The organism is Flavobacterium fluviale, assembly GCF_003312915.1.
In the GTDB taxonomy this organism is placed as follows: Bacteria; Bacteroidota; Bacteroidia; order Flavobacteriales; family Flavobacteriaceae; genus Flavobacterium; species Flavobacterium fluviale.
In genome coordinates, this window is sequence record NZ_CP030261.1 from 4177626 (window position 1) to 4191891 (window position 14266).

General features: G+C 34.2%; 7 protein-coding genes. All 7 read right to left on the minus strand.

Annotated features, from left to right (window positions below; genetic code table 11):
* Nucleotides 1-10: 10 nt before the first annotated feature.
* Entirely contained in the window at nt 11-2287 is a 2277-nt protein-coding gene (locus HYN86_RS18075; RefSeq protein ID WP_113679313.1) for a GH92 family glycosyl hydrolase, read from the minus strand.
* A gap of 34 nt (nt 2288-2321) precedes the next feature.
* Nucleotides 2322-4115, minus strand: coding sequence for an alkaline phosphatase (locus HYN86_RS18080; RefSeq protein WP_113679314.1), 1794 nt, complete (start codon nt 4113-4115; stop codon nt 2322-2324).
* A 243-nt stretch (nt 4116-4358) separates the two neighbouring features.
* Nucleotides 4359-6101, minus strand: a complete 1743-nt coding sequence (locus HYN86_RS18085; RefSeq protein ID WP_113679315.1) for a RagB/SusD family nutrient uptake outer membrane protein — start codon at nt 6099-6101, stop codon at nt 4359-4361.
* Nucleotides 6102-6116: 15 nt separating this feature from the next.
* A complete protein-coding gene (locus tag HYN86_RS18090; RefSeq protein WP_113679316.1) occupies nt 6117-9086 on the minus strand; it encodes a SusC/RagA family TonB-linked outer membrane protein in 2970 nt (989 codons plus the stop codon).
* Nucleotides 9087-9263: 177 nt separating this feature from the next.
* Nucleotides 9264-12977: a two-component regulator propeller domain-containing protein gene (locus HYN86_RS18095; RefSeq protein WP_113679317.1), complete on the minus strand. Its 3714-nt coding sequence runs from the start codon at nt 12975-12977 to the stop codon at nt 9264-9266.
* Between the two features lie 183 nt (nt 12978-13160).
* Entirely contained in the window at nt 13161-13550 is a 390-nt protein-coding gene (locus tag HYN86_RS18100; RefSeq protein WP_113679318.1) for a RidA family protein, read from the minus strand.
* An 82-nt stretch (nt 13551-13632) separates the two neighbouring features.
* Nucleotides 13633-14202 (minus strand): Crp/Fnr family transcriptional regulator, encoded by a 570-nt coding sequence (locus HYN86_RS18105; RefSeq protein ID WP_113679319.1) that lies wholly within the window; start codon nt 14200-14202, stop codon nt 13633-13635.
* Between the last annotated feature and the right edge of the window lie 64 nt (nt 14203-14266).

Here is a 14266-nt window from a genome sequence, read left to right on the forward strand (position 1 = left end):
TTATTAGTCATTATTTAACTGGAGGTAAAACAGCAGTTCCCCACGCAGAAGGTTTCGAATCCATTTCTAGAACTAATTCCCCTCCGTTATTTATATCATCATGCAAAATCCAAGCTTTATTGTAGGGCTTTCCGTTTAGAAAGGCGGCTTTAATATATTTATTTTTATCGCTCATTTTTTTGGCTGTGATTTTAAAAGTTTTACCGTTTTCCAGCTGTATTGCTGTTTCTTTAATCAAAGGTGTATTCAATAAATAGTAAGGTTGTCCTGCATTTGGATACAGCCCCATCATATGAAAAGCAAGCCAGGAAGACATCGCTCCAGAATCGTCATTTCCAGGCAGACCCGCGCGTGATGTATTGAAATTATTTTTAATAATACTACTTATTCTGTCACTGCTTAAATAAGGTTTTCCGATCCAGTGATACAAACAAGGCGTCAAAAATGAAGGTTCGTTGGCAACATTATAAAGTTTAGAGTCGAAAAAGATATCCAGTCTCTTTTCAAAAGCAGCGGCTCCGCCAGTTTTACGAATAAGTTCTGGAACGTCATGCGGAATACTAAATGAATATTCCCATGAATTTCCTTCGTAAAAAAATACACACCAATGACATACATACCAAGGAGATTCGATAATTACAGGCGTGTATTTAAAAGTTGGTTTTTGGATTTTTGACTCTCCAAAAACAACATCATCCAGCCAGTTTCCGTCTTTGTCTTTTGGCATAATAAATCCTTTGGCTCCGTTATTTTCGTAATCAGGGCGCCATAAATTCTGCCAGCTGTCTGCCTGTTTCATATATTGATTATACAAATCTGTTTTACCTAAACCTTTGGCTACTACAGCGATATTATAATCATTATACGAATAATCAATTGTTCGGTTTCCTGCGCGGTCTATACCGTAAGGAACATATCCTAAATTGATGTAATCTATTAGTCCGCCTCTTCCTTCTTTTTCTTCGTTTCCTCCCGGTGGTACTGTTGCGTCTTTCAGCATAGCCTGAAGCGCCAATTCGTAATCGATTCCTTTTAAGTTTTTTACAAAGGCATCGGCAAGAACAACCTCAGCATTAGATCCGCCTTGAGTGCGGCCGTTGTCATTCCCGCTTCTTCCTTCCGGCAGATAACCTTCACGTTTGTAAATATTCAGCATCGCGTTGATTATTTCAACTTTTCTTTTGCTGTCTATTAATGTAATTAAAGGACTTGAAGTTCTAAACGTATCCCAAATTGTATAAAAATCATCATAATAGGGTTCGTCATTTGTCCATAACGGATTTTCTCCTGTTCTATCAACAGGCATAATCATAGTGTGATACAAACCTGTATAAAACATTTTTTTATATTCATCTGATGTATCTGAAGAAAGTTGGATACGGCTTAATAAACCTTCCCATTTATTTTCCAATGCAGCTAAAACAGCATTAAAATTCCAGTGCGGAATTTCTACTTCAATATTATTTTTTGCTTTTAATTCACTTAAAAATGAAATCCCTATTTTGACATTTAACTGTTCTTTTCCTTGATCTCCAAAAGATAGAAGTGCCGCTGTTTTCTTTCCAGAATCAAATTGTGTTTTTTGATTATTGTAAAATTTTCCGTCTTTGTAAGTGACATATTTTGCAATCGGCTGATCGAAAACTGCCCAAAAATAAACGGTATAAGCGCGGCCGTTATTCCATCCGCCTCTAATTCTGCTGTATCCTCGAACTTCTGTATCCGATACGATTTCGATTTGCGAGCCCACAAACTGCTGTGCTTCCCTTCCGTCTGGTTTTGGCTGTTCTCCTAAGAAAAAACCTGGGTCAATTTTTAAAGCTTTAGTTTTGTTTTTAGGATACGTGATGCGATAAAAAGAAACTTTTTCGGCGGTTGTTATTTCTGTTTTGATTCCGTTTTCCTTAAAAACAGTTTCATAATAACCCAGCTTTACATTTTCTTCAGATCTAAAGGAAGTCTGATCCAGTTTATCTAAAGAACCCGAAAATGGCATAATTTGTATATTTCCATATTTGGGACCTCCACCTGTACCGCTTACGTGCACCTGACTGAATCCTGTAACTTCTTTTGGTAAAGGAAGCCACCCGCTATTGGGATGCACGGTACAATCTGGACTAGGTTTGACCATTCCGTATGGACAGGAAGGCCCAATAAAAACCCTTCCTATTCCTTCAGATCCAATCATTGGATCTACGTAAGTGTGAGCATTATACTGCGCATTAACTGCAATTCTAAAAAACAACGATATGCTTAAAAAAATTATAACTTTAGTTTTTCTTTTCATCTCTTTATTTTTCTGGCATTTCTATAATTGAATTTTACTTTAATAGTGAAAGTATTTTGTTGAACACTTCATTATTTTCATACACTCCTTGGAAATCTTGTGAATGAGGTCCGTAGGAAAATATCGGCACCATCGTTGCGGTATGGTCATTCGTTATAAAATCACCTTCAATTTTGTGTTTTTTTACATTTCCCTGCGGAATAGCAAATCCAGAAGTTTCATGATCTGCTGTAACGATTACTAATGTTCCTTCATTTTTATCAGCAAAAATTAGTGCCTCGGTTATCGCAGTATCAAAATCGATTGTTTCAGCTACTATACCGGCTGCATTATTAACGTGTCCAAAACTGTCAATTTGCGCGCCTTCTACCATTAGAAAGAAAGGCTTATTTTTTTTGTTTAAAAATTCCAGACTGTACTTTGTGGCTTCTGCTAATAAATTTCCTCTGCCTTCTAAAACAGACGGCACTCTGCCTGGAGCAATAAAAACTCCGACAGTATCTTTATCTACTGTCTGCAGATCTTTTACAGCAGCTAATAATTTAAATTTAGAATCTAATGCGGTATTTTTAAATGTCGATGCGCCTCCTCCAACAAATAAATTTAATTTGCTATTGACTAAATCTTTAGAAATCCCTTCTGTATCAGATCTTTCTTCCCTGTGGGCATAAAAGGAAGCAGGAGTTGCTCCAGTAATTTCATCAGTGGTTATTACAGCTGTAGAAAACTTTTTTTGTTGTAAAATTTCTAAAATATTAGGTATTGGTTTTCTCAAACTATCTGTTCCAATGGCCCTGTTATTTGTTTTTTGACCTGTTGCCAAAGCTGTTCCAGCAGCAGCAGAATCTGTTGTAAAATCATCTGCCGATTGTGTTTTTATAAAACCAATACTTTTTAGTTGTGTTACTGATAATGCTCCGCTGTTAGCCAGCACAGCCGATGAAATCTGCGATAAACCATTTCCGTCTCCAATTAAAAGGATTACATTTTTAACAGGAGTATCTTTCTGGTCTGTTTTATAAGTAGGTTTATAAACTTTTGAAAAATTACTGGCTGTTACAAGTCTTTTGGGAAGGGTTTCGAGATATTGCACACAATTATAAGGCTTGTCTGTATTGATAATATCTACTCCAAGTTCTGAAAATGCTTTCCAAGCACTTTTTGTATCTGGCGCTCCCCAAAAACGAAATGGTCTGCTGGTTGCTTTTGCTTGGGAAACCACTGCACTTACGTTTTTATAATCCTCTTCTGTTAATCTTCCTAAACCATTCCATTTGGAATATTTTTTAAAATCGACGCTTACAGTCGCCACTTTTTCCCAATTCTCTTTTGAAATAGATTTTCCTAATTCTTGAAAATCAAAATAGATAAAATCTGGATATTTTGAATACTGCTCTGCGTTAGGCCTATTTCCAGATATAATGATTTTAATATTCTGATTTTCAGTTATTGTTTTATACTTTTTTAAAATAGAAATCAGTTTGTTAAGTGTCGGTTCGGCTTCGGTTTTAATGTCTATTAATAAAAATAATGGCTGCTCTTTTTTGTATTTCATTTTTAAAGCAGTTTCTAAAGGCTGTAAATACAAAGATTCTAATGTTCTGGAAGTAGTAATATTTTGCTGATCGTGAGCAACATATAAATTATTATCTCTCAAAAAAATATCTGCTTCGATAGAAGAAGCCCCGTTGGAATAAGCATCCCAAAAAGGAATGCTTTGATTGTAATCATTATGAGAATGTATTTTAACTACACTTTGAGAATGTAAAAGGTTTCCTGCTCCAAAAAAGGACAGGAAAAAGCTAATGAATAAAAATGATTTTTTCATTTTGAAATAAATTAATAATGTTTGGCAATAAAGTAAACAGCAAGTTATGTTGGGGCAAAAAAGGCTGATTGACAATATATAAGAACAATGAGCTTATTTTAAAAACTAAAATAAATTCATCAAAAAATAAAAAAAACAGGGTGTTTTAAAATTTTAAAACTACCCTGTTTTAAACAACTAACACAAGACTGCCCACCTGATGAAATGAGCAGTTAAATTCAACTCAAACTATAAACTAAATTTTTAATATCCTTTATTCTGTACTAAATATCCTGGAGTGTTAGAAGCTCCATCAATCGCAACCTGTGGAATTGGGAACAATCTCTTGTTTACATCTGTATCCGTTTTTTCAGTCCATTTATCTTCAAAATGACCGAAACGAATCTGAGTATTTCTTCTTAAACCTTCCCAGTAAAATTCAAATCCATATTCTCTGTACAAAATATCTAAATTAATAGATGGAAGCGCTGCAGGAATTGGGGCACGTGCAGTTCTTGAAGTTCTCACGGTATTCATGTCTGCTAATGCACCTGCATTATCTCCTTTTCTTAATTTGGCTTCAGCACGCATCATCAAAATTTCGGCATATCTTAAAAGTACCATATCTACACTGCTGTAATAGTTTCCATCAGGAGATGTATGACTGAATTGGTATTTAGATACTCTATAACCTGAGTAGTGCATACTTCCTTCATTAGTAAAATCAACTTTTAAAGTAAGGTTTACGTAACCAACATTTTTGTCTGGTCCGTTTCCTTTAATTTGTTTTACTGGATAAATTCTGTAGCCGCCGTCACATTTAAAAAATGCGCCGTTAGCATCTTTTCTTGCAGCCCATGGAATACCTCTCATAATTCCTCTGTCGATTTCAAATTCTTCTGCTTTAACACAGTAGTAATGATCCTGATCGTTTAAAGGTGAAAGTCCTGTAAGATCTTTTAAATGAGCTGGTACTTTTGCATTGTTTTTATAGAATCTAGAATCAGCATCTGCAGGGTCTACAGATCCGTACGCATCTACCCATGTCTGGTAGAAATCTGATGTAATTGCAGGACCATCTGTTCCGTCTGCATTAATAGATTCAGGTCTAGGAAACATTGATCCTGGAATTGACCAATATGCCCAGCGGTTATTCTCGTCTTTTAAAACACCACGCTGATCCATTGCAAATATTACTTCTTTGTTCGAATTGTTATTATCATCAAATAAGTCAAAATACTCTGGAGACAGGCTGAATTTACCTGAATTAACAATATTATCTGTGTATTTAATAACCTTATCCATGTCGGCTGCCGAAAACGAAGGCTTTCCATAAGGATCACGGTAAACAGCAGCATTTAGATTCAATCTGGCAAGAAGTCCCCAAACAGCAGCCTGAGTCATTCTTCCTGGTCCTTTTGTATTATTAATTACATCAGCAACTGATAAAAGTTCTTCTTCTATATAAGATACCGCCTCTTGACCGCGAAGGATTTCTGAAGTACTTGCTGATGATTCTTTTTTAAACACAAGCCCCCAGCTGTCTAATGTCAGCATATTTAAATAAGCTCTAAGTGCTTTCATTTCGTAAAGTGCTCCCTGTGCTTCTGTATTTCCACCTTCTGCAAGAGGAGTAAGTACTTCAATAGCAGATAATGTTCTGGAAATATTCTTAGTAAGCTCATTCCAAGTACTTGTAACTAAATCATTTGTAGGCGTTGTTGTATGCGCGTGTACAGCTAAATACTTACCTCCATCGTACCAGTCTGTTCCTCCTCTATAAGGCAGAATCCCTTCATCACTGGCAATTAACTGCAAACCAAAATTATTGGTATGAATCCATGTTGCTTTTAATTGTCCGTAAGCTGGAGCAATTGCTCCGCTAATTGCATCTGCTTGTCCCGCACCATCCAAAGATTCGTCAAGTACCTTCTCTTCTAAGTCAGTACAGCTCCAGTTAAAGAACAAACTGAATGCAAGAGCTGCTACTATTATTTTATTTTTCATGTTTTTTATTTTTGATTAAAATGCTGCGTTTACGCCAAATACAATAGTTCTGCTTCTAGGGTAACTGAAATAGTCAATACCAAAAGACTGAATGTCGCCAACTGAAGTTCCAGTGTTAATTTCAGGATCGTAACCACTGTATTTCGTGATCACAAATAAGTTTTGTCCTGTTATCGAAAGGCGGATATTATCCATAACATTATCAAGTCCGATTAATTTTGGGCTTAAATTATAACCTAGTGTTGCATTATTTAATCGCAGGAAACTTCCGTCTTCTAAATATCTAGTAGAAACTGTATTTGAATTTGTTGATGCTTCGTTTAAATATTGTGAAGCTCTGTCTGTAGTATTAAATGAGTTTGCTAAATTTCCTCTGTTGAAAGAAGTCATTGCTACGTGGTTGTAAATTTTATTACCGCCCGCTCCATTAAAATTCGCACCAAAATCAAAGTTTTTATATCTTAAATTCAAGTAGAAAGCATAGATATAATCTGGTAATGCACTTCCAGCAACGACACGGTCATCGTCAAGAATACTGCCATCTCCATTTGTATCTGCAAATTGGTTTAAACCATCAGCACCGATTCCTGTAAATTGAAGCATATAAAAAGAACCAATAGGCTGTCCGTTAAGAACTCCGTTAATCGTTGCTCCAGATTGTCCGCCTCCTTGTGCGCCTCCTGTAGTTAAAATTTTATACGGTGAGTTCTGTACTTTATTATCTGTAAAAGAAACGTTTCCGCCAATGCTATAAGAGAAATCTCTGCTTTTATCACTGCTGTAATCCAAAGCTACCTCGATACCATTGTTTTTAATCTGCATGTTAGGAATGTTTGTCCAATATTTTGAAGTTGGCTGAATAGGATCTACCGGAGCTACTTCTAATAAAATATTTTCTGAAACTTTATTGAAGTAATCAACAGTACCTGATAATCTATTATTGAATAAACTAAAATCTAAACCAATGTTTGTTTGAGTAGAAACCTCCCACTGAATATTTGGATTAGCCAAACGTGTGTAGATTGAACCATAAGGATAACCGCTTAAATCTGTCGCAGATGGATCTAACGGATACGTATCGTTTCCTGTATTACTTTCGGTATAACTTGCTTTTGTAATTTTAGAAGGAATCTCTTGAGATCCTGTTTGTCCCCAGCTTGCTCTTAATTTAAGATTGTTTAATGTTTCAGATTCAGCTAAAAAATCTTCTTTAGTAATATTCCAGCCTAATGCTACAGATGGAAAATATCCATATCTATTGTTTTTACCAAATTTAGAAGAACCGTCAGCACGCATTGTTGCTGTTAATAAATATTTGTTGTCGTAAGCATAATTTAATCTTCCGAAGAAAGATTGAAGCTCATTTTCTACAGCAGATGAAGATTGTGTTGTACGCTCGCTTGCTGTTTCAATTTGATTCTTTGGTTCTACACCATTATCAGGAAATCCAGATAAATTATAACTCTTTTGATATACTTGTATTTTTTGGTAAGACTGACCCGCTAAAACTGTAAAATTATGAGCTTTTGCACTAAAGTTATATGTTAATGTATTCTCGTATAAAACGTTATTATTGGTAGTCATAATATTGTTCAAAGAACCAAGAGTTGTATTCGTTGCTGATGAGTATGGCAAAACTTGAATATCTCTTTCAGACATAGAATAATCTACTCCTAAATTGAATTTATAGGTTAATCCTGGAATAAATTCATAAGATGGAGCGATATTCGCCAGAATACGATTGTTGTTGGTAAGATCAGAGTAATTTTTCTCGCTGATTAAAGGATTTAAAATATCGTTACTTAAATTAAGATTTGGCTGTCCGTTAACATAAACCGCATCTGTTGGGTTCATTGTAAGCATATTTCCAACAACCGATCTAGCATCTGGTCTTGAATTTTCTAGTTTTGTTGCAGTCATATTAAAGGCAACATTAAACTTATCGTCAAGCGCTTTTTGCGTTAAGTTTAAACGTCCAGAATAACGTTTTAAATCACTATTTCTTAAAACACCTTCTTGATTATCTATACCTACAGAAGCTGCATAAGTAGATTTTTCTGTTCCACCGCTCATCGAGAAATTAACGTTTTGAGAAACTCCAGTTCTTGTCAATTCATCCTGCCAGTCTGTATTAGCTCCGCCATCTTGTAAATTTCCATTTACGGCAGCAACTTGTTTTCTAAATTCATCTGCACTAAAAACATCAACTTTATTTGCTAATGATGAAAATCCAGTAGTTACATTAAGGTTGATTTTAGCCTGACCTTTTGATCCTTTTTTGGTTGTAATTACAACTACCCCATTTGCAGCTCTGGAACCGTAGATTGCCGAAGCCGATGCATCTTTAAGTACTTCAATACTTTCGATATCTTGAGGATTGATAAAATTCAGCGGGTTTGAAGCAACACCATTATTAGAGTTATCAAGAGCAAATCCGTCTACCACATAAAGAGGCGTTGTTCCAGAACGTAAACTTCCAACTCCACGAATAATGATATCTTGATTTGCACCTGGTTCACCGCTCGCAGCTACAACATTAACACCAGCAACTTTACCTTGAATCAATTGTCCGGCATTTGCTACTACTCCTTTGTTAAAATTTTCGCTTTTCACAGATCCAATAGCACCCGTTACGTCCGATCTCTTTTGAGAACCATAACCAACCACTACCACTTCATTTAAAGTGCTTACTTCTTCAGCAAGCGAGACGTTCAATTTTGCACCGCCTGAAAATGAAACTTCTTTTGTTTGAAATCCTACATAAGAAAAAACCAAAACACCAGTGTTTTGCTGTGCTTTAATTTTAAAGTTACCATCAAAATCTGTTGTAACAGCTCCTTTTGGTTCTCCCTTTATATACACAGATACTCCTGGTACAGGTACTTTCTCAACATCAGAAACCACAATTCCTGATACCGAAACTTGCGCATGGGTGTATGACATACATCCTAAGGCAAGAATTAACAATGCATAAATTTTTTTCATTTAAAATACTTTTTTATGTTTTGCCAAAAGTATTTTATGGATCCTGCCAAAAGGAGGATTTTTGTTTTTCAAAAGAGGACTTTTAATTCAAATTAGGATAGAATTAACGCAAAAAAGGGGCTTTATTGCTCATTAACATTGGGCTAACTTTGCGTAAATACAGGGCTAACAGAAATTCTAACCAACTTGCTCTTTTAATTCTCGTGATTCTTTATATTCCTTCGGAGTTTTGCCGAAATACTTCTTAAAAGAGCGTCCAAAATACTTTGGATCGTTGTAGCCGCATTCAAAACTTATTTCGGATATGTTTAATTTTTTGGTTTTTAATAAGACTTCTGCTTTTTGCAATCGAAGAGACATCAATATATCTGATGGGGATTGATTTAGGGTTTCTTTAAATACGCGGTAACATTTTACTCTGGAAATTCCCAATTCGTCTCCCAGCATTTCTACATTAAATAACGGATTCTGCAATTGCTCTTTAATTATTTCTAATGCTCTTTTCAAAAGTCTTTCATTTGCAGTCACATGTTCGTTGTCTTCTGTTAGAATTTCAAATATTTTCTGCTGTATTTTATGTTCTCTTAAAGGTTCAATATTTTGATTAATTAAACTATCAATTTTTTTTCTGACAAAAGAAACACTGGCGGGAAGTTTAATATGTGTATCTATTCCTATTTCCAATAATTGCTCATCCAGTTCGTAATTGATATCTTCTGAAATATAAATCATCGGTATTTTTATAGTCGTACTTTCTTTATGCAGCTGTAAAAAATTAAGCAGTTCTTTTGAAAATGCGGCCTGATAAAAAACCAAACCTGCAATCTCTATTTGTTTCATAACTGCGTTTAGGTTAGAAACAGAACTTTCATAAATAATGTTATAATTTTCACTTTCTAAAACCTGATTTGCCGCTGGATCATTATACGCATCACCAAAAACCAAAAGACATTTTTTACCTTCAGAAAGCTGGTCGTGGTAATTAAAGTTTTTCCAAGAAATTGTTTCCTTAAAATTGGCATCGGGATCGACAAATTCGATGGGAATATTTAAAACAGCCTGAAAATGTTCATCTGAGGACAAAACTAATTCTGCCTTTAAATCTTGCAGTAAAATTTGCAGCGCCGCAAAGTACGGACTGTAATGCGAGATATTGTACCAGTTATTTTTTAAGATAATACTATCAGAAGCTACTTTAATTTGTATCCAATTATCTTCACAGCCAATTGTAATATGCAGCGTACTGTCTTTATCTGAATATTTGCAGATATCATTAAAGAAGTATTGCATCGACAGCTTTAAACGCAAAATGTCGATCAATGCAAAACAATTCGTATTGTCTATTTCGCAGTTAAAATTTACCTGATTGAGCTGCAGGTTCTTTTTTAGTTTTTCTACATTATTTTTTAAAACAGGGAATAAATTTGCCGCTGTCTTTTTAACGGGTCCCAGATCTTTTACATGTTCCAGGTAATTCCACTCCGAAATGAGATTAACCAATTTATTGGTTTTCAATAATAAATTTCGGTGTATTTCGGTATCTTTTTTAAAGGAAGATGAGACTTTAATAATTTCCGATATTGGTTTTTGAAATTCGGCGAGCATAAAGGTTTTAAACTTTTCGATTTCAAAGTTTTCATTTTTTAAATCGCTGTGCAGAATCAGCAGTTTTTCTTTCTGTTCTTCTATTTTTTTATTTTTTTGATCTAGTTCTATGTTAATGTCTTCTAGATTTTTTTTCTGATTTTCAATTACAGCGGTACGTGCCGTTACGAGTTCTTCGAGATATTTTTGCTGGGCAAGAGATGTTTTATTTTTTATGTAAACTACTATTATGCAGACTAAAAGTATACAACCTGATAAAAGCATATAAAATAATATCGATTCATAAAATGCTTTGGCAACATGAAGCGTAAAAAATGCCGGCTCTGGTATTCCGTCTTTTCCTTGTTTGATTAAAAAACTGTAATCTCCCGAAGATAAATGGTTGTATTTTATTTTAGTCCCCTCAACTGCGAGATTCCATTTTTCATCTCTTCCCTCCAATTTATAATAAATATCCATTTTCTTCTTAGGAAACAAAATAGGAATAAGCTCTATTTCCAATTCATTATGGGTGAAACTTTTATCTATTGATGCTGTGTAATCTGACTTTCCATCTACTTTGAGTTTTATTTTTGCTTTTGAAGTATTGGAGTAAATGGCACTCGGATTAAAATAATTCAGTCCGCCTACTCCGCCAAAAAACAAATTCCCTTTAGAGTCCTGAAAATAGGCTCCTTCTGAAAACTCAGGCGCCTGCCAGCCCGAAGCAGGATTGTAAGAAGTAACGGCATATGTTTTTTTATCAATAGAAGCAATTCCTTTTGTGGTGCTAATCCAAACTTTGTTTCCATTATCTATAATTCCATATACCATATGACTTGGCAGACCTTCAGATTCTGTTAGGTTTTTAACCAAACCTGTTTTTTTATTAAAAATACTGACACCTCCTAAAGAAGCAATCCAGTAATTATCAGACTCGTGATCTATCAAAACAGAGTAAATACTATTGCCTAAAATTCCTTCTTTGGTAGTAATACTTTTTACCACGCCTGTTGTTGAATTAAATATAATTACTCCATTATTTTCTGTAGCCAGTATTAAATTTTGATTGTTTTTCCTGACACATCGAATGTGATACTTTTTTAATAATTCCTGTCCTTTAAATTTTTCAAATCTACTGGATGTGAGATTAAATTTAGCAAGTCCACCCCAGCATCCCATCCAGAGCTGTTTATTTTGGTCTTCACAAATAGAATAACATCTCGTAATATTCATTCCATCTGCATTATTGTTCTCGTAGCTTTCAGTATTATTGGCCGAAATGCGTAAAATTCCCTTATAAGTTCCTGCCCATACTGTTCCGTCGCTTGCGGTAAATAATGTTCGTATTCGCTCCCAATCTGCATGTAAACCAGCTTTATCTATTTTAAATTTTTCAAAAAACTGCCTATTCTGGTTGTAATAATAAAGTCCTCTTGTATAATAACCTAACCAGATTCTTCCCTTTGTATCTTTGGTTACTGCACGAATGGTTTCTGCCGGAAGGTAAGGTTCTTTTACAGGATGAGGCACAATCGAGTTTATTTCTTGAGAACCTGTGTAAGCTATACTTAAACCGCCATCTTTTTGTCCTAACCAAATATTGCCAAAATCATCTTCGTGAAGTGTTTCTATTTCGTTACTTTTAAAAGAATATGAATCATATATATCAGCAGTTATATGTTCTATCGTATTCTCTTTAGAATCATTTGTGAGTATGTAAAGTCCATTTTCGCGCGTGGCAAACCAAATATTTCCTAATTTATCTTTTAAAATATAATTTATAACAAGTTTAGGATATTTCTTGAGGAGAATATTTTTAAGATTGGTAAGATCATTTCTTTTGAGACTATTTTGCGGAACCTTAACAAAAGCTTTATTCTTAAATTCATAGTATGCGGTACTCGTTTCTACTATAATATTTCCCTTTTGAGACAAGTGAATATCTTTCGGAATACTTTTAAATTTAAATTCTTTAAATTCATCATTTCCAACATAACAGTTTACATTTCCTTCTTTTGTAATAAGCCAGAGATGTCCTTCCGCATCTTTTTCTAATTTAGTAATATAATTACTAGAAATTGTTGTCAGGTTATTTAAACTGTTTTTATAGATTTTAAAATTGTATCCATCAAAATAGTTTAAACCATCCCAGGTAGCGATCCATAAGCCTCCGTCTTTATCACTTTCTATGTCTGCAACTGAGTTATTGGAGAGTCCTTGATTTGCTGTAAAATTTTCAAATTTTATCTGCTGTCCAAATAAAAATCCCGGAAAAAAATAGAATAAAATGAGTAACCTTGCCATTGTTTGTATTTTAAACTTACAAGTATACAATCGCAAGTTCAACTTAATATAAACTATATGTTAAGTTAAAAACGACGTGCGGAAAACCGCCCAAAGTTTAATAAAAGAATTTATGCTAAGGAAAGAAAGTAAAAAAAGTCCTAATTTTCATTAAGACTTTTTTAGTAATTTCTAAAATTACTTTTACTTTACTACTGTCGCTTCTAGTTCGACTTTTAACGTTTCAAAAAGTTTTTTTACTTCCAGAACCGTACTCGATTGCTTTATTTCATTCTTCAAGATCCAATTTTGCAAAACATCAAAATTTTCAAATAATGAAGCACTTTCTGTTGTATAAATATTAAGTCTAACGATATTTTTTAATTCGTAATGAGCCTCTTGAATAACTTTTTCTAAATTTTCGATTGTGTGTATCAGCTGGGATCGCATATCTGCATCGCTAGAAACGCCATTCTCATCTATTGCAGTTTGACCAGAAACATATAAAGTTCCCTTTACATCATTCACTTCCACAGCTTGAACATAGTTTCTCGCGTCCTGCCATTTCCAAGGATTTATTATTCTTTTTTCCATCTTTAAAATTTTTAAATTATAGATGCAAAAATCAGAAAGGCTTTCTTTTCTGGGGTGTGACAAACATCACAATTTTAAATTATTAAAATAAACGGCTCAAAGTCTCGCGCGAAACTCCTAAAAAAGAAGCTAAAGAAGATTTAGGGACACGCTGTAACAAGGCTGGATTTTTAAGCAGTAACTGTTCGTATCTTTCGCGTGCATTTGAAGTTAAAAATGACAATATTCTTGTTTGTGATCCAATATGACCTGCGATTGATTTTCGAAGAAAAAAACGCTCCATTTTATGTACCTCCATACAAAGCTTTTCGAAGTTTTCCAGCGAAAGGCTGTAAGCAATTGTATCTTCAATGCATTCTAAAGATAATGAGGCTTTTCCTCCTGTATAAAAAGCCTGAAAATCGGTTTCCCACCAATCTTCCATCGCAAAAGAAACAATATGTTTTTTGGCATCTTTGTCCTCATAAACCAATTTGACTAATCCTGAAAGCACAAAATATACATCTGAGACTTCATTTCCTTCTTCGATAATAAATTGGCCTTTTTGAAAAGTTTTTAATACAAAATGAGATACAATAAAAATAGCTTCTTCATCTGTTAAAGGAACTACTTTCTCAATATGTGTTTTTAAAAATTGCTCTGGATTATTCATAAAAGGTACTTTTTGTGTAAATATAAATTAATGCTTTTTAAAACAAAAAAATCCAGATCCCAAT

Coding starts and splice junctions, on each gene's coding strand:
- HYN86_RS18100 (WP_113679318.1), bottom strand. CDS start 13,550: ATGGAAAAAAGAATAATAAATCCTTGGAAATGGCAGGACGCGAGAAAC.
- HYN86_RS18075 (WP_113679313.1), bottom strand. CDS start 2,287: ATGAAAAGAAAAACTAAAGTTATAATTTTTTTAAGCATATCGTTGTTT.
- HYN86_RS18090 (WP_113679316.1), bottom strand. CDS start 9,086: ATGAAAAAAATTTATGCATTGTTAATTCTTGCCTTAGGATGTATGTCA.
- HYN86_RS18105 (WP_113679319.1), bottom strand. CDS start 14,202: ATGAATAATCCAGAGCAATTTTTAAAAACACATATTGAGAAAGTAGTT.
- HYN86_RS18080 (WP_113679314.1), bottom strand. CDS start 4,115: ATGAAAAAATCATTTTTATTCATTAGCTTTTTCCTGTCCTTTTTTGGA.
- HYN86_RS18085 (WP_113679315.1), bottom strand. CDS start 6,101: ATGAAAAATAAAATAATAGTAGCAGCTCTTGCATTCAGTTTGTTCTTT.
- HYN86_RS18095 (WP_113679317.1), bottom strand. CDS start 12,977: ATGGCAAGGTTACTCATTTTATTCTATTTTTTTCCGGGATTTTTATTT.